The organism is Endobacter medicaginis (assembly GCF_014192375.1).
In the GTDB taxonomy this organism is placed as follows: Bacteria; Pseudomonadota; Alphaproteobacteria; order Acetobacterales; family Acetobacteraceae; genus Endobacter; species Endobacter medicaginis.
Genome location: NZ_JACHXV010000001.1, coordinates 54024 through 70429 on the forward strand (window position 1 = coordinate 54024; position 16406 = coordinate 70429).

At 69.8% G+C, this 16406-nt stretch carries 16 protein-coding genes and 1 tRNA gene; 9 read left to right on the plus strand and 8 right to left on the minus strand.

The genetic code is table 11. The annotated features are described in order from the left end of the window. Positions 1 to 6: 6 nt before the first annotated feature. The gene (locus tag FHR90_RS00275) at positions 7 to 432 is read left to right on the plus strand and encodes a DUF1489 family protein (RefSeq protein ID WP_183274568.1); all 426 of its coding nucleotides are present in this window, start codon (positions 7 to 9) and stop codon (positions 430 to 432) included. Positions 433 to 437: 5 nt separating this feature from the next. On the opposite strand, the gene FHR90_RS00280 is transcribed toward FHR90_RS00275, so the two are convergent. Further along, positions 438 to 1163: an aspartate/glutamate racemase family protein gene (locus tag FHR90_RS00280; RefSeq protein ID WP_246329929.1), complete on the minus strand. Its 726-nt coding sequence runs from the start codon at positions 1161 to 1163 to the stop codon at positions 438 to 440. A 151-nt stretch (positions 1164 to 1314) separates the two neighbouring features. Between FHR90_RS00280 and FHR90_RS00285 the strand changes: the two genes are divergently transcribed. Both FHR90_RS00285 and FHR90_RS00290 read left to right on the plus strand, forming a co-directional pair. Next, positions 1315 to 1800: an Lrp/AsnC family transcriptional regulator gene (locus FHR90_RS00285; protein ID WP_176623526.1), complete on the plus strand. Its 486-nt coding sequence runs from the start codon at positions 1315 to 1317 to the stop codon at positions 1798 to 1800. A 212-nt stretch (positions 1801 to 2012) separates the two neighbouring features. After that, positions 2013 to 2783 (plus strand): HD-GYP domain-containing protein, encoded by a 771-nt coding sequence (locus tag FHR90_RS00290; protein ID WP_176623529.1) that lies wholly within the window; start codon positions 2013 to 2015, stop codon positions 2781 to 2783. Between the two features lie 8 nt (positions 2784 to 2791). Here the strand turns inward: FHR90_RS00290 and FHR90_RS00295 are convergent, their stop codons facing one another. Together FHR90_RS00295 and FHR90_RS00300 are read right to left on the minus strand one after the other, a co-directional pair. Next, on the minus strand, positions 2792 to 4039 hold the full coding sequence (locus FHR90_RS00295; RefSeq protein WP_246329930.1) for an aminopeptidase: 1248 nt from the start codon (positions 4037 to 4039) through the stop codon (positions 2792 to 2794). Positions 4040 to 4088: 49 nt separating this feature from the next. Next, on the minus strand, positions 4089 to 4877 hold the full coding sequence (locus tag FHR90_RS00300; RefSeq protein WP_176623532.1) for a DeoR/GlpR family DNA-binding transcription regulator: 789 nt from the start codon (positions 4875 to 4877) through the stop codon (positions 4089 to 4091). 104 nt (positions 4878 to 4981) lie between these two features. On the opposite strand from FHR90_RS00300, the gene rbsK reads away from it, so the two are divergent. After that, the gene (rbsK, locus tag FHR90_RS00305; RefSeq protein WP_176623534.1) at positions 4982 to 5914 is read left to right on the plus strand and encodes a ribokinase; all 933 of its coding nucleotides are present in this window, start codon (positions 4982 to 4984) and stop codon (positions 5912 to 5914) included. 42 nt (positions 5915 to 5956) lie between these two features. Here rbsK and FHR90_RS00310 read toward each other — a convergent pair whose 3' ends face one another. Together FHR90_RS00310 and FHR90_RS00315 are read right to left on the minus strand one after the other, a co-directional pair. After that, a complete protein-coding gene (locus tag FHR90_RS00310; RefSeq protein ID WP_176623536.1) occupies positions 5957 to 6934 on the minus strand; it encodes a LysR substrate-binding domain-containing protein in 978 nt (325 codons plus the stop codon). 142 nt (positions 6935 to 7076) lie between these two features. Then, on the minus strand, positions 7077 to 7253 hold the full coding sequence (locus FHR90_RS00315) for a hypothetical protein (RefSeq protein ID WP_176623538.1): 177 nt from the start codon (positions 7251 to 7253) through the stop codon (positions 7077 to 7079). Between the two features lie 207 nt (positions 7254 to 7460). Between FHR90_RS00315 and FHR90_RS00320 the strand changes: the two genes are divergently transcribed. Genes FHR90_RS00320 through FHR90_RS00330 form a run of 3 tightly spaced genes read left to right on the plus strand, consistent with a single transcriptional unit; the run spans position 7461 to position 10137 of the window. Continuing rightward, positions 7461 to 8246 carry an ABC transporter ATP-binding protein gene (locus tag FHR90_RS00320; protein ID WP_246329931.1) on the plus strand — a complete coding sequence of 262 codons (786 nt, stop codon included), beginning with the start codon at positions 7461 to 7463 and terminating at the stop codon, positions 8244 to 8246. Continuing rightward, the gene (locus FHR90_RS00325) at positions 8246 to 8998 is read left to right on the plus strand and encodes an ABC transporter permease (protein ID WP_183274570.1); all 753 of its coding nucleotides are present in this window, start codon (positions 8246 to 8248) and stop codon (positions 8996 to 8998) included. The genes FHR90_RS00320 and FHR90_RS00325 overlap by 1 nt, the downstream gene beginning before the upstream one ends. Further along, complete coding sequence (locus tag FHR90_RS00330; protein ID WP_183274571.1) at positions 8995 to 10137, plus strand: phosphotransferase; 1143 nt, start codon at positions 8995 to 8997, stop codon at positions 10135 to 10137. Before FHR90_RS00325 ends, FHR90_RS00330 begins: the two co-directional genes overlap by 4 nt. 7 nt (positions 10138 to 10144) lie before the next feature. Here FHR90_RS00330 and FHR90_RS00335 read toward each other — a convergent pair whose 3' ends face one another. Continuing rightward, entirely contained in the window at positions 10145 to 10807 is a 663-nt protein-coding gene (locus FHR90_RS00335; RefSeq protein WP_394367823.1) for a DedA family protein, read from the minus strand. 158 nt (positions 10808 to 10965) lie between these two features. Here FHR90_RS00335 and FHR90_RS00340 point away from each other — a divergent pair, with 158 nt between their 5' ends. Both FHR90_RS00340 and FHR90_RS00345 read left to right on the plus strand, forming a co-directional pair. Then, positions 10966 to 13077, plus strand: a complete 2112-nt coding sequence (locus tag FHR90_RS00340; RefSeq protein WP_176621942.1) for a S9 family peptidase — start codon at positions 10966 to 10968, stop codon at positions 13075 to 13077. 259 nt (positions 13078 to 13336) lie between these two features. Continuing rightward, the gene (locus FHR90_RS00345) at positions 13337 to 15238 is read left to right on the plus strand and encodes an ATP-binding protein (protein ID WP_176621941.1); all 1902 of its coding nucleotides are present in this window, start codon (positions 13337 to 13339) and stop codon (positions 15236 to 15238) included. 22 nt (positions 15239 to 15260) lie between these two features. Here FHR90_RS00345 and FHR90_RS00350 read toward each other — a convergent pair. Beyond that, a tRNA-Ala gene (locus FHR90_RS00350) sits at positions 15261 to 15336 on the minus strand. A gap of 65 nt (positions 15337 to 15401) precedes the next feature. Continuing rightward, positions 15402 to 16100, minus strand: coding sequence for a Maf family protein (locus FHR90_RS00355; RefSeq protein WP_176621940.1), 699 nt, complete (start codon positions 16098 to 16100; stop codon positions 15402 to 15404). Positions 16101 to 16406 lie beyond the last annotated feature (306 nt).

Here is a 16406-nt window from a genome sequence, read left to right on the forward strand (position 1 = left end):
CCGGCGATGACGCTGCATCTGATCAAGCTGGCGGTGGGCGCGGACAGCATCGAGGCGATCGCCGGCTTCCAGGCGCGACGCGGCCATGCCCGCCACGGCGGGCCCTATCTGCTGACCCGCAACCATCCGAAGCGGGCGGCGGACATCCTCGCAGGCGCCGGTTCGATCTACTGGGTGGTGGCCGGCGTGGTCCAGGCCCGTCAGCGCATTGCCGGTTTCGTGCCCGACACGCGCGAGGACGGCTCCGACTGCACCGCCGTGGTGCTGCAGGGCCCGCTGGTCGCGGTGGCACCGCGCAGGATGCGGGCGTTTCAGGGCTGGCGCTACCTGTCGGCGGCCGACGCGCCGCCCGATCTCGACGCCGGGCCGGCCGACACCACCGCGCTGCCGCCGGGACTGCGGCGCGAGCTGGCCTCGCTCTGCCTGATCTGAGCCGATCAGGCGGCGCGGTCTGCCAGGTCCATCCCCGAGAGCGCGAAGGCGACCGCCGCCTCGGCGTGGATGCGTGTGGAATCGAAGCACGGCAGGGCCAGGGCGGTACCGTCGACCAGCATGCAGATCTCGGTGCAGCCGAGGATCACGCTGTCGGCGCCCGCCGCCGCCGCTTCGGCGACCATCGCCTGCACGCAGGCGCGGGAGCTGTCGCGCACGGTGCCGCGGCACAGCTCGTCGAAGATGATGCCGTGCATCTGCGCACGCTGCGCCTCGGGCGGCACGCTCACCTCGAGTGCCGAGCCCTCGCGCATGCGCTGCTGATAGAAGCCATGCTGCATGGTGTAGGCGGTGGCCAGCAGCAGCGGGTTCGTCCGCCCCGCGGCCAGCAGGGCGGCGCCGGTGGCGTCGATGATGTCGATCAGCGGGAGGTCGGTCGCCGCGGCGACGTCGCTGGCGACGAGGTGCATGGTGTTGGTGCAGATGAGCACGCAGTCCGCACCGGCCCGACGCAGCGCGCGCGCGCCCTCGGCGAGCCTCTGACCGGCAAGGTCCCAGCGCCCGGCGCGCTGGGCGGCGACGATCTCGGCGAAGTCGACCGAGACCAGGACGATACGCGCCGAATGCAGGCCACCGAGACTGGCTTCGACCATCCGGTTGATCTGGTCGTAATAGATGGCGGTGCTCTGCCAGCTCATCCCGCCGAGAAGACCGATCGTTTTCAATGTCATGAGAGGGCCGCCCGATGTCTCGCGTCACAGGGAATCTATTGCGGGTCTGAAGCAAGGTTCGTGCTATTTTCCGCCTGATATCCAGAATTTCCGCAAAATAAGGGCGAGTATTGGATAAAATCTGCAAGATTTTTGCGTGTGGTGAGGGAAGATGATCGAGGATCGCGACGTCCAGCTGCTCGGACTGCTGCAACGCGACGCCGACCTGTCGCTCAACGAGCTGGCCGAACGGGTGCATCTGTCGCCGTCCGCCTGTTCGCGCCGCATCGCCCAGCTTCGCCGGCGCGGCGTCATCCGGCGGCTGGTGGCCCTGCTCGACCGGCGCGCGGTCGGCGTGCCGACCACCGTGTTCGCGGTGATCAAGGTCAGCGGACACAGCCCCGGACAGACCGAGGCGCTGCGCACGACGATCGCGCAGATCGACGAGATCGTCGAGGTGCACCGCGTCACCGGCAGCTTCGACTACATCATGAAGATCGTGCTGCCGAACGTCGAATACTACGACACCGTCTACAAGCGCCTGGTGGCCCGGCTCGAGTTGCATGACGTGTCGGCCTATATCTCGATGGAGACCCTCAAGAGCGAGGGAGAGCTGCCGCTGACCCACCTGCCGCAGGACCCGCCATCGACCGGCTGAATGCGCCTCGGGGCGTGTGTGTGAAAGGTCCGGCACCGGCCCGCACCCCCATCCGGCCACCCACGACAGTCGGCTGAAATGGGTGGTCGGGCGGGGGTGCGGGCCGTGCCGGGACCTGGGAATGCGCCGTACGGCGCATTCCCAAACAGTCGCTTAGCGATTTCTTAATCTGTTGGTGGCAGGTTTGCCGTCATTGGCCGGGAGCGAGCGCCATGGAGGAGATGTGCGGCCGGCCACGCAGCGTGCGCATGTTCGGCAACGGGTGTGACGGGTCGGGTGTCGAGCGTTCGGTGCGGCAGGTCAGCCGCCATCTCGGGCGGGTGTTCGAGCAGGCGGGCGCGAGAATGCCTCTGGATATCGAGGCGCTCGATGCGGCCGGTCTCGGCACGATGGATGCCATCGCCCGCGACGGGGCGCGCGCATGGCTGAGCACGGTCGGCCATATCGACGAGGCGGTGTTCCGCCACAGCCTGATGGTGGCCGGCGTGATGTCGAGCCTGCTGACGATGCTGCGGGTCAGGCGCGATCAGGCGAGCCTGCTCGTGCAGGGCGCGCTGCTGCACGATATCGGCAAGGTCCGTATCGATCCCCGTATCCTCGACAAGCCGGGCCCGCTCGATGCGGACGAGATGGCCATCATGCGCACCCACACACAGCACGGCGAGGCGATCGCGCAGGCGGCCGGGCTGGGTTCGACGATCTGCGCGATGATCCGGTCGCATCACGAACATCTCGACGGTTCCGGCTATCCGGACGGGCTGCGGCGCGGGCGGATCAGCAACGCGGTGCGGGCGCTGACGGTGTGCGACATCTTCTCGGCCCTGGTGGAGCCGCGCTCCTACAAGCCCGCCCTGTCGCCGGAGACGGCCTTCGCCACCATGCGGCTGCGTGAGGCGCATCTCGACCGCGAATTGCTGGCGATGCTGCATGTCGCCTTCGACCGGCCGGTCGCGGCAGCGGCCGAGCCCGCGGCGGCGGGATGACCCCTTTTTCAGGAAGCGAACGCGCCGAGGAATTCGCCGGCCCGCATCAGCGGCGAGGCGCTGCCGTCGGCGGCGATGCCGTCGACCTCGATCTCGCCGGAGCCGATCATCCAGTCGATATGGATCAGGCTGGAATTCGCACCGCGCGCCTCCAGCGCAGCATCGTCGAGCCCGTCCGCATCCTGCATGCAGGTCCGGTAAGCCTGGCCGAGCGCGATGTGGCTGGCCGCGTTCTCGTCGAACAGCGTGTTGCCGAACAGCAGCCCGCTGGCCGAGATCGGCGACGAATGCGGCACCAGCGCCACCTCGCCCAGCCGGTTCGCGCCGGCATCGGTCGCCAGCACCCGCTGCAGCACGGTCTCGCCGCGCTCGGCATGCGCCTCGACGATGCGACCCGCCTCGAAGCGCACCGCGATCCCGTCGATCAGCGTGCCCTGGTAGGAGAGCGGCTTGGTCGAGCGCACCACCCCCTCGACACGGGCGCAATGGGGGGTGGTGAACACCTCCTCGGTCGGGATGTTGGGATTGCAGGTGATGCCGTTGCGCGCCTCGCCCGCACCGCCTTCCCACAGATGCCCGTCCGCCAGCCCGACGCGCAGATCGGTGCCGGGGCCGCGAAAATGCAGGGCGGCGAAGCGATGCGCGTTGAGCGCGTCGCGACGGGCGTGGATGGCGCGGTTGTGCGCCGCCCACGCGGCGACCGGATCGGCGTGATCGACCCGCGAGGCGGTGAAGATCGCCGACCACAGTGCGGCCACCGCCTCCTCGGTCGGCAGGTCGGGAAACACCATCGCCGCCCAGGCCGGGGTGGCGGCGGCGACGATCGACCAGTTGGTGGCGAAGCTGGTGATCAGTTCCAGCGCGGGGCGGTAGGCGACCGACTGCGCGCGCGAGGCGCGGGCGACGAAGTCGGGGTTGCAGCCGGACAGCAGGGCGGGATCGTCGCCGGTGATCGCCAGCCGAGCCGCACCGCCGCGATAGGCCTCGGCCATGCCGGCGAACATCCAGCCGGGCGCAGTATCGAAACTGTCGGCATGGCCGTGCCGGAAACGCGCGAGGCGGGTGACGTCATCGCCGTAGAAGGTGGTCACCAGCGACGCGCCGGCGCGATAGGCGTGCTCGGTGATGCGCCGCACCAGCGGCACCGCCTCGAGCGGTGCGGTGATCAGCAGCTCCTGGCCGGCGCGCAGGCCGAGCCCGGTACGCACGGCGAGTGCGCCCAGCCTGTCGAGTCCCTCGTCCAGTGTCAGCGCCATGGTTCCCGCCCCCCGTGTCGGCATGCGGCCCCGGCGGTCTGCCGGCGGCTCAGATGCGGTCTCGTTGCACCTGTCCGGCCGGCACGTCCAGAGCCGGAACGCTGCGGTCGGTGATGATCTGCTCGAAGCGGAACAGCGGCGCGATCAGGGCCGGCCTGACCTGGCGCAGCTTGCTCGAGTCGACGACCGCGAACGACAGCCGCGCATGGTCGATCGCGGCCCGCTTGCCCGGGATCGGGGCGAACAGCGAGAAGGTCGCGCCGACGTGCTCGCTGATTCCACCGGCGGAGATGAAGGCCTTGTCGACCCGGATCCGGGTCAGCGCGAGCAAGGCCTCCTCGGAGAAGAAGCTCTGCGACGCCGGCTCCAGCACACCGCCGAGCAGATGTACCCTGGCGCGCACCAGCCTTGTCGCTGCGATGGCGATGTTGAGCGCATTGCACACGATCGTCACCGGCAGGCTGGCGGGAAGCGCCGCCAGCAGATGCGGCATGGTGGTGCCGCTGTCGACATAGATCGTGTCGCCGGGTTCGACGAGCCGCGCGGCGTTGCGGCCGGCGGCCATCTTGGCGACGAAATGCATGCTCTGGTTGCGCTCGACCGAGTAGGGCGGCTCCGCATCGTCCACGTCGCGGCGCTCGTCGCGGTCGCGGCTGAAGAGCTGGCCGTCGCGCATCTCGACGCTGCACCCGGGTTCGGCGAGGTCGCGCCGCAATGTCATCGACGACACGCCGAGGCTGCGCGCCGCATCGGACAGCGTCAGCGTTCCCGACAACGTGACCAGTTGCAGCAGCCGCGCCATGCGGTCGCCGCGCCGGCGGTTGACCGGCTCGCTCATCGGCCGCACCCGCGCGCCCGGGCCGACGCTTGAACATCCACCGCGGCGGGTCTACCCGGTCGGACCGGCGGACATGTCACGCCGGGATCAGGGAGGCAGTGCAGATGGGCGGTACGATCGGGGTGATCGGCAGCATCAATACCGATCTGGTCACCCGCATCGAGGCCATGCCGGCCCTGGGCGAGACACGGCCGGCGCGCAGCTTCCACATGGGGTTCGGCGGCAAGGGCGCGAACCAGGCCGTCGCGGCGGCGAAGCTCGGAGCATCGGTGAGCATGGTCGGCCGGGTCGGGGACGACATGTTCGGCCGCTCGATGCGCGACAATCTCGTCGCGCAGGGCGTCGATGTCGCACATGTGCGCACGCTGCGCGGAGTCGAGAGCGGGGTGGCGCCGATCTTCGTCGACGACGATGGCGGCAATGCGATCCTGGTGGTGGCCGGCGCGAACGGGCATGTCGACCCGGCCGCGGTCAGCGAGGCGTCGGGCCGCCTGCGGCGCTGCGCGCTGCTGCTGATGCAGCTCGAGATCCCGCTCGAGACCGTCTATCACACCGTGGACTGGGCCAACGAGGCGGGCGTCGATGTCTGTCTGAACCCCGCGCCGGCGGTGGCAAGGCTCGATCTCGACCGGCTGCGCGGCGTCGCCTATCTGGTGCCCAATCAGACCGAGCTTGCGCAGCTCAGCGGGCTGGCCGCGGACACGCCCGACCAGGCCGCGATCGCGGCACGCAGCCTGCTGGACCGGGGCATACGGCGGGTGATCGTCACGCTGGGGGCGGACGGCGCGCTGCTGGTCGATGCGGACGGGGTCGATGCGATTGCGCCGGTGAGGGTACGCGCCACCGACACCACCGGCGCCGGCGACGCGTTCATCGGCGCCTTCGCCGCCCATCTCGCCGAGGGCTTCGGCCTGCGGGCGGCGCTGCACCGCGCGGTGGCCTATGCGGCCGATTCCGTCACCCGTGCCGGCGCCCAGGAGGCCGGGGCGACGCGGGCGGAATTCGAGACGTTTCTGCAACAGCATGGTCTGGCCTGATCGACGGAACGTGGCGGGAAAGGCGGCGGAGGCGGACGGGTTTCAGGCCGGAGGGGTGTCCTGTCCGCAGCCGAGGGGGCGGCAGCTGGCCGGCGCGTGAGCGCGCAGGAAGGTTGCCAGTTCGCTGAAGGCCGCCCGCCTGGGATCGGCGCTGCGCCAGACCAGGCCGATGCGGCGGCTCGCCTCGCCGCCCAGGGCACGGATCGTCACCAGCGAATCGAGTTCGGCACGGTTGTCGAGGGCGAGGCGGGGGATCAGAGAATAGCCCTCGCCGGCGGCGATCATGTGCCACAGCATCTCGAGCCCGGTGGCCAGCCGTGTGCTGCCGCGAGCGTCGTTCCAGCCGGCGCTGCTGCTGGCCGCCGCACAGAGCGACAGCGCCTGCTGGCGAAGGCAGTGCCCGTCCTCGAGCAACAGTAGCTCCGGGCCGTCGAGCCCGTCCATCGACAGCTCGCCGGCCCCGGGGGGCACCAGCGGATGACCGGCAGGAAACACCGCCATGAAGGGTTCGTCGAACAGCGGTTCCGCGGTCAGCGCATCCGACCCGGCCGGCAGGGCGAGCAGGGCGAGATCGAGCTCGCTGGCCTGAAGCTGCTGGAGCATCGGCGCGGTCATCGCCTCGGACAGGCGCAGCGCGAGCGACGGATAGTGCTGGCGGAGCTGCGGCAGCATGCGCGGGAGGTAGTAGGGGCCGAGCGTGGTCAGCACGCCGATGCGCAGCACGCCCTCGAGCGGGCCGCCCTGGTTGCGCGCCGCCTGCAGGAGCTGACGCGCGCTGGCCAGCGTGTCGCGCATCATCGCGATCAGCTTCGCACCCTGCGGGGTCGGCGCGACATGCCGGCGGGAGCGCTCGAACAGCGTGACATCGAGGATGAGTTCGAGCTTGCGGACCTGTTCGGACAGCCCGGCCTGGCTGACGCCGCACTGTTCGGCGGCGCGGGAGAAGTTTCTCAGTTCATCGACGGCGACGACATATTCGATGTCGCGCAGGGACAGACCGGAGAGGGGGAGGTAGGCCATTCTCGACGCAGTTTAGTATGACCTGCTTCGGCGATGAAGCGGTCGGTTGGGTGTTCGGACAAAACAAAACCCGGCCTTGCGGCCGGGTCTTTCAGTTGTCTGACGTTTCCGTATTTTTATGCAGGCTGTCTGTTGTTGTCTTTCAGACGAGGCCGAAGGTCGCCGAAGCGGCCGTGCCTGTCGAAGTCACAGCCACTGACGCGACTTCCGGCTCGAGACGAACCACGTCGTACCCGAAGCGTCGCAGGGCTCGCAGCGCCATCGCATCGAGATGCGGCACGGCGGTGCGGATTTCGGCAAGTTCCTCACTGGTAAGCATTGTGACCCTGCTTTGTTTGAACCGTTTGTAGTCCAGGGCCGGTATTTGTCAATCGAAACTGCAGCAAATTGTTTGAAAATCATTGGTTTACATGTTTCTGCACTGCATCATGCTTGCTTTGTGCAGCGCATCAATCGATGCGGTCCGGGCGCGATGGCGGCTGCGGCCCGGGCCTGTATGCTCCGCCCGACCCGCAGGAGTGCCGCCTTGTCACAGATTGCCACGCCCGGGCGGCTGACGGATCCGCCGACCGCGCTGTCGACCGCCCCGGCGATCGCGATACGGGGACTCACCCTGCGCTTCGGCGGCGAGACGCTGTTCGAGAATCTCGATCTCGATCTCGAGGCCGGGCGCTTCACCGTGCTGCTGGGGGCGAGCGGTGTGGGCAAGACCACGCTGCTGCGCATCGTCGCCGGTCTGGAGACACCCGACGGCCCGGGCGGATCGGTGCGCGCCGACGATGGCCGCCCGCTCGCCGGGCGCATCGCCTGGATGGCACAGCAGGATCTGCTGTGTCCCTGGCTGGATGCGGCCGCGAATGTCGCCCTCGGCGACAGGCTGCGCGGCCGGCGCCCGGATCGCGACAGGGTGGCGGGGATGCTCGCGTCGGTGGGACTGGACGGACGCGGCGGCGTGATGCCGGCCGCCCTGTCTGGTGGCATGCGCCAGCGCGTGGCCCTGGCCCGCACGCTGTACGAGAACCGGAAGGTGGTACTGATGGACGAGCCGTTCTCGGCGCTCGACAGCCCGACGCGGCTGCGCATCCAGGATCTCGCGGCCGACAGGCTGGCCGGACGCACGGTGCTGCTGATCACTCATGACGCGCTCGAGGCGTGCCGGCTGGCCGACCGGCTGGTGGTGCTGGCCGGACGCCCGGCCCGGCTGATCGAGCATCCGGTGCCGCCCGGCCCGGTGCCGCGGCGCAGCGACGATGCGGAGGTGCTGGCCGCCCAGGGCGCGCTGCTGGAGCGGCTCGCGGCGGGGATCGGCTGATGCGGCCGCTGATCACGTTGCTGGGGCTGGTCGGGGTCTGGGCGGCGGTCCAGCATTTCGGCGCCGTGCCGGACTACCTGCTGCCGCGGCCGGTGGATGTCGCCGCCTGTCTGTGGCGGCAGCGCGGGCTGCTGGCCGGCAATGCCGCGGTCACGCTCGCCGAGACGCTGTGCGGGCTGGTGCTCGGCAGCGCGTGCGGACTGGCGCTCGCGCTGGCGATGGTGGCCTTCGCCACCCTGCGGCGCTGGCTGATGCCGCTGGTGCTGCTGAGCCAGGCGGTGCCGGTGTTCGCGCTCGCACCGCTGCTGGTGCTGTGGTTCGGCTTCGGCATGGGCTCGAAGATCGTGATGGCGACGCTGGTGATCTTCTTTCCGGTCACCGCCGCCGCGTTCGACGGGCTGCGGCGCACCGATCCCGGCCTGCTCGACCTTGCCCGGACCATGGATGCGAACCCTGCGCTGCTGCTGCTGCGCCTGCGTCTGCCGGCTGCCCTGCCGGTGATCGGGGCGGGGCTGCGGGTCGCGGCGGCGATCGCGCCGATCGGTGCGGTGATCGGCGAATGGGTGGGTGCATCCGCCGGGCTCGGCTTCGTGATGCAGAACGCCAATATCCGCATGCAGAGTGACCTGATGTTCGCGGCTTTGGCGGTGCTGTCCGCGATGACGATGGCGCTGTGGGTGGCCATCGACCGGGCGCTGCGGTGGAGCCTGGCCTGGGCGCCGGATTCGGACCCCGGGGTGACGGGGCGGTGAGCGGTGCTGCGGCGCACGGGCTGACGCGTGACCCGGCAGCGCCGGCGTGGGAGCGGATCGGGGCGGAGTTTTCGGACGTGCTGGCGGCCTGGCCCGCCCTCGGACCGTGGTTCGAGATCGACTGGCATGCGCCAAGGCCGTTCGCCGCCACGGCCCGGGTGCGCACCGCCGCCGGCACAGTGTTCGTCAAGCGCCACCACCCGATGCTGCGCAGCGTCGACGATCTGCGCTGCGAGCACCGCTTCGCCGCCCACGTTGCCGCATCCCTCGCCCGGCAGGGGGTCGCCGTGCCGGTGCCGCTGGCCGGACGCGACGGCGCGACCGCGCAGCTCGCCGCCGGCTGGGTGTGGGAGGTGCTGCCGGCGGTGCCGGGGCATGACGTGTATCGCGACACGCTGTCATGGGAGCCGCCGGCGCAGGCGGGGGTGGCGGTCGCCGCCGGTCGCGCGCTGGCCGGACTGCATCGGGCCGCCGCCGGCTTCGATGCGCCGGCGCGGCGCGCGCCATGGCTGGTCGGCCGGTTCGCGCCGCTCGATGCGCCCGATCCGCTCGCCGCCCTGCTCGGCAGCGTCGGCACGGCGGCGTTGCCGCACGCGGCCCTGGCGCGCTGGCCGGACTGGCGGTCGCGCTGCATGCAGGTGCTGGGCGGGCGGCTGGCGCGGTTCGCGGCCGAGCCCCGCCAGCCGCCGCTGTGGACACATGGCGACTGGCACGTCTCCAACCTGCTGTGGACCCAGGCGGAAGCGGCCGGCGGCGCGGGCGAGGTGGCGGCGGTGCTCGATTTCGGCCTCGCCGATCGCAGTTGCGCGCTGTTCGACCTCGCCACCGCGATCGAGCGCAATGCCGTCGCCTGGCTCGATCTCGACAGCAACGCGCCGATCGCCCGGCCGGCGATCGCACGCGCGCTGCTGGACGGCTATCACGCGCTCCAGCCGCTCGACCGCCCGGCGCGGCGGACGCTGGCCGCCCTGCTGCCGGTGGTGCATGTCGGCTTCGCGCTGTCGGAGATCGGCTATTTTCACGTGCTGCGCGGCGAGCCGGATTCGGTGGCCCTCGCCTTCGAGACGTTCCTGCTCGGCCATGCATCCTGGTTCGACACGCCGGATGGCGTCTCGCTGCTGGCGGCACTGCTGGACTGAAGGCGCGTTACGTGTCGGAGCGTCGGGAGCGGCGCGGCGATTTCTCCTCGGCGCGGGCCGCGCGGAGCGCCTCCTCGGTCAGCCGGCGCTCGTTGCGCTTGAGGAAGACGAATGCGCAGGCGACCACGATCGCCGCGATCACCCCGATGACGATGCCCGTGGTGCCGGCCAGGGCGGCGGCACGCTTGCCGAGCCAGTAGGCGGCCAGCGCATAGCCGCCCGCCCAGCCGATGGCGCCGGCGGCGTTGTAGAACAGGAAGCTGCCCCAGGGCATGTGGTTGGCCCCGGCGAGCAGGGCGGCGAAGGTGCGCAGCACGGCGATGAAGCGGCCGAAGAACACCACCTTGCCGCCGTGGCGGCGGAACAGGTAGCGGCCGAGGGTGAGGCGGTCGTCGGTCAGTCCGACGCGCTTGCCGTAGCGTGCCAGCAGCCTGAAGCCGAGGCTGCGGCCGATCAGGTAGCCGAAATTGTCGCCCATCGCGGCACCCAGCACCGCGACCGCCACCACCCAGCCGATCTCGAGCCGGTGCGTCGTGGCGCAGTAGAGCGCGGTGCCGATCAGCAGGCTCTCGCCGGGCAACGGCAGGCCCATGCTCTCGAACATCAGCACCACGCCGACAAGTCCGTAGCCATAATGCTGGAGCAGCTGGTCGAGATGGTGGAACAGGATGCAGGCCCCATGCGGAGGAGACGGACGTGGCGGGCGGCGCGTTGGAGCCGGGCTACAAGGCCGGCGGGCGGGCGGCAAAGTCAACCCGGCAGGGCTGCGCCGCCGTCGCGTCGGCTGTAAGACGGTTCGCAACGACACAGTTCCCCGACCGGAGCCCCATGCGCCTGAACGCCATCCTCGCCCGCCTGCTGTCCACATCGATGCTCTGGACCCTGCCGGCCGCCGCCGCGGGTCTGACGGCGCAGACCCTGGTCAAGCTGGACCGGCTCGGCGCCCCGGCGACCTCCGCCGACGGCAGCCGGGTGGCCTACACGGTCCGCCATGTCGATCTCGCCGCCGACCGCACCACCACCACGCTGGTGGTGCAGGGGACGCGGCCCGGCGAGGCCGGCAGGACGTTCACCCTGCCCTGCCCGGGCTTCCACGGCGTGGGCGAGCCGCAATGGTCGGGTGCCGGTTCGGTGGTGGTGATCGGCCATTGCGAGGGGCCGGACCAGCTCTGGCGGGTCGGGCCGGATGGCGGCGCGCAGGCCCTGACCCACCTGCCGCTCGACGTCCAGGCCTATCGGCTGAGCCCGGACGGGCGCCATGCGGTGGTCGCACTGGCGGTGTTCGCCGACGAGGAGAAGCCGGGCGCGGACGCTCTGGATGCGACACGGCGGCGGCTCGATGCGCGCGCCGCCGACCACGCCACCGGGATGGTGTTCGACAGGCTGTTCGTCCGGCACTGGGACACGTGGGCCGACGGCACCCGCAACCACCTCTATGCGGTCGATCTCGACGGCCATACGCCGCCGGTGCCGCTGATGGCCGGGTTCGACGGCGACGTGCCGGGCAAGCCGTTCGGCGACGAGAGCGACTTCACCGTCTCGCCGGATGGCCGCTCGGTGTTCTTCTCCGCGAGGCTGGCAGGGCGCAGCGAGCCATGGAGCACGAATTTCGACATCTACCGGGTGGGCCTCGACGGCCGCACCGCGCCCGAGAACCTGACCGCCGCCAACAAGGCCTGGGATGGTGGGCCCGTGCTGTCGCCGGACGGCAGGAGCCTGGCCTGGCGAGCGATGAAGCGCCCGGGTTTCGAGGCCGACCGCTTCGGCATCATGATCCGTGACCTCGCCACCGGCACCACACGCGAGATCGCCCCGCACTGGGATCGCTCGGCGCAGTCGCTGCTGTTCTCGGCCGACGGGCGCACGCTCTATGCCACCGCCGACGATCTTGGCAGCCTGCGCGCGTTCGCGGTCGACATCGCCACCGGCACGGTGCGCCGGCTGACCGGGGACGGGCATGTCGGCGCGGTGCTGGCCGGGCCGGCGGGGCAGCTCGTCATCGACCGCGACGCGATGGACAGTCCCGCACAGCTCTGGAGCCTCGCCCTGCCCGCGCCGGGTGTCACGGGGGATGCGAGGATCGTGCGGCTGACGGATGTGGGCGGCGCCCAGCTCGCCTCGACGACCTTCGCACCCTGGCAGCAGTTCGCGTTCCCGGGGTGGAATGGCGAGACCGTGCATGGATATGTGGTCTGGCCGGCGGATTTCCGGCCCGGCCACCGCTATCCGGTGGCGTTCCTGATCCATGGCGGCCCGCAGGGCTCGTTCGGCGATGACTGGTCGTATCGCTGGAACCCGCAATTCTATGCCGGGCTGGGCTATGCGGCGGTGATGATCGATTTCCATGGCTCCACCGGCTACGGGCAGGGCTTCACCGATGCGATCTCCGGGCACTGGGGGGACCGGCCGCTCGAGGACCTCCGCAAGGGCTGGGCCTGGGCGCTGGCGCATTTCGACTTTCTCGACGGCGACCGTGCCTGTGCGCTCGGCGCGTCGTATGGCGGCTTCATGGTCAACTGGATCGCCGGCAACTGGAACCAGCCGTGGAAATGCCTCGTCACCCATGACGGGGTGTTCGATGACCGCATGATGGGGTTCTCGACCGAGGAGCTGTGGTTCTCGGAATGGGAGCATGGCGGCCCGGGCCATACGCCGTGGTCCGACCCGGCTGCGTACGAGCGATTCAATCCTGCCGATCACGTGGCGGCCTGGCGGGTGCCGCAGCTCGTCATCCATGGCGGCCGCGACTACCGCATCCCGCTCGAGCAGGGACTCGGCGCGTTCACCGCGCTGCAGCGGCGCGGCATCGACAGCCGGCTGCTGGTGTTCCCGGCGGAAAATCACTGGGTGTTGAAGCCGGCCGATTCACTGATGTGGCACCGCGTGGTGGCCGACTGGCTGGCGGCGCATCTGCATCCCGCCCAGACCCCGGCGCCCTGATCGACAGGCGGGTGCGGCAGGCGGGTGCGGTTTTTGTTGTGCCCTGCAGCAAAAGTCACCACACTCAACCTTGCGTTGCTGCCCGAGCGCTGGGTTCGGCCGGCAGTATGGGCCATCGGGGTCCGGCTGCGCGGTGCGGGACGGGTGGAGAGGGTCTCCCCGTCCCAGGGCGCGACGATTTCACGCGTTGAAATTTGCCTGTGCTGCCGAGCATCATGCGCTTCGGGTATCTGAGCCAGGCGATCAAGGAGAACTTCCGATGGATGTCAGTCCGCTGCGGGTCGGCAACGAGGCGTTTCTCGTCGCCAGCATGATCGAGCGCTGCCCGAAGGTGATGATGCTTCGCGAGCTGGTCACCAACGCGCTGGAAGCGGCGTCCGCCGCGCCCGAGGGCAGCCGCGAGGTGCGTATCAGCGGCCTGTCGATCGACGGCGCGCGCAAGCTGGCGATCTGGAACTCCGGTCCCGGCATGGATGCGGTGTCGCTGCACCGGATGTGCGACATCGCCTCGTCGATCGGCAAGACCAACTCGCTCGAGAAGAATTTCGGCATGGGGGCCAAGGTGGCCACCCTGCCGTCGAACCAGCACGGGCTGCGCTACCGCTCCTGCACCGGGGGACGCGTGCATCAGGTCGTCATGGGCAAGCGCGACGGGGCCTATGGGCGCCTGATGCAGACCGGCCCGGACGGGGTGGTGGCCGACGTAATCGACGTGACCGAACGCGCGCTGGCCGAAGGACGCCCGGTCGCCGAGGACTGGACCGAGGTGGTGCTGCTGGGCAACCGTCCCGATCAGGACACGCTGGCCGACCCTTACGATGGCGCGCCGCATGTCGGCCACGACTGGATCGAGCACTACCTGCATCGCCGCTTCTTCTCGCTGCCGGAAGGCACCGTACTCCTGCTCGGCGAGGGGATCCATCACCAGCAGGGCTGGAACAGCTTCGTTCCACTCGGCGAGCGTCTCGACACCGCGTTCACCCGCCATGAGACCGTGGCGGTCGATCGCGGTGTGCGCATCCACTACCTCTACGATGCGACCGATGCCGCCCATCCCGAGCGCACCCTGTCGCAGCGCGACGGCCATGTCGCCGACAGCGGCGCGGCAGTCATCTTCCGCGGCGAGATGTACGATTTCCGCTATGGCCATATCTGGCGTCACGAGGCACCGATCTACGGGCTGACGTTCGGGGCGCGCAACTTCACCGTGCTGGTCGAGCTCTCCGACTCCTACCCGGTGCTGCCGGACGGCTATCGCGAGTTCATGCGCTACCGCGAAGGCCACCAGGCCCAGGTCGAGACCCGGCATTTCGCCGCCCAGGTCAACCGCTTCCGTCCGGAATGGCTGCTGGAGCTGCTGCGCGACCTCGCCCCGAGTGCGAACCACATGCAGTCGGCGCGCGACGAGATGGCCGCGCTGTTCGCCAAGCTCGGCGTCAAGCGCCGCTGGTATCCGACCGCGGCGATCCCGCTCGAGGCGGAAGCCTTCGACCTGCCGGCGACGGAGAGCACCGAGACCAGAGACCTGCTGGAGCCCGAGACGTCGGCCGAAGCCGAGTCGCTCGCCCAGGAGCTTTCCGAGCCGCCAGCCGCGGAGCCACCGGACGACCTGCCCGAGGTGCCCGAGCCGGAAGAGCCCCCGGTGCTGCCACCGGAGGAGCCCAAGGCGGAGCAGTCCGGGACGGCCGACGAGGATCCGCCAGAGGCCGAGGAGGACGAGTACGAGGTGCCGCCGCAGATCGTCGCCCTGCGCGATCCAGCCGATATCGAGGAGCGTGGCATTTCGCAGATGGCGGCGAGATTCTATCCCGAAACGCACCAGGTCTTCATCAACTGCAATTACAGCGCGATCGACCGGGTACGAAACGAGCTGACCGCGGCGTTTGCGGCCGAACCGGACCAGAGCCGGGTCAATGAGCTCGCCCTCACCTCCGCCGAGCAGGTGGCGACCCGTCTGATCTGCCGCAAGCTGGCGCTCGGACTGTCCAAGCACGGGGCCTGGGCGGACTGGCAGGTCTATCACTCGGTCAGCAACGAGAGCCTGTCGCTTGCGGCGGAGGATTATGAAGCCGAGCTGCCTGCTGCCCGGCGCGCCATGCAGCAGGCTCTGGACATCGAGGCGACATCAGCGACGGCGCATCCGGTTCTGGTCGCAAGCTGAAGCGATCGGGGCACGGCGGAGATGGTGGAGCCAATCGGAATCGAACCGACGACCTCCTGAATGCCATTCAGGCGCTCTCCCAACTGAGCTATGGCCCCGCCGTGCTGTCGGATCGTGATGATCCGCTTGGGTGGCGGCCGTATAGACCGGGGGCGGGCGGTGATCAAGCCCCCGGCAGGGTCGAAATCGGATTTCGATGTCCGATTTCGACATCATGCCCGGCCAATCGAGCCAGCAGCATCTCGAGCGGCAGGCCCATGATCACCGATTGCCGCCCCTCGACCCGCGTAAACAGCGCCGCACCGTCGCTCTCGATGCGATAGGCGCCCACACAGCCGCACAGCGCCTCCCCCTCGGCGGCGACGGAGCGGGCGATGTCCGCCTCGGTCAGAGGACGCATCGACAGCGATGCCGTCTCCACATCCGTCGCCACCTCCCGGCCATCGCACCACAGGCTGAATGCGCTCCACAGGCGGTGGGTGCGGCCCTGCAAACGGCGCAGTTGTGCTGCGGCAGCGTCGAGGCTGCCGGGTTTGTCGAACCATGCGCCGTCCAGTTCGAGCATCTGGTCCGCGCCGATCACCCAGCGTCGCGAAGGGTGATGCAGCGCCGTGCGCCGCGCCACCTGACGGGCCTTGAGCCAGGCCAGGCGTTTTGCCGTACAGGCCACGTCGTGGCCCCGGCGTACGGCGGCGTGCCGGACCGCCGCCTCGTCGATGCTGGCAGGCGCGACCGTGAAAACCACTCCCGCCCCGGTCAGCAGGGCGGCGCGGGCGGGCGAGGCGCTGGCCAGGATCAGGTGATCGGTGGCCGGCAGGGACTCACAACGGGCCGGGTTTTCTGCGCGTTCAGGTCGAGACATGGGGATAAACCATCTGCCCGACTCGATCGGCTGCGGGTACCGGGGATGGCGGGTACCGATCGTCGGGCGCTGCGTCGTGGTGTGGGTTGTACACAGCCCGAGGCTGGGGGAATCGGGATAAGTGCCGCAAGTCTCTGATCCTCAAGCCGGGTCCGGGTTGTACAGGGGACGGGAAAACCGGGGTACGAATCCTGTGAAGGGTGTACCCCGTCATCCACAGGGCCTATCTCCCCCTCCGCATATCTTTATCTTCTCTCATTGTTTAGGAGAGGGCGACGAGGCCTCGGAGCGGAAACGGGTGACGGA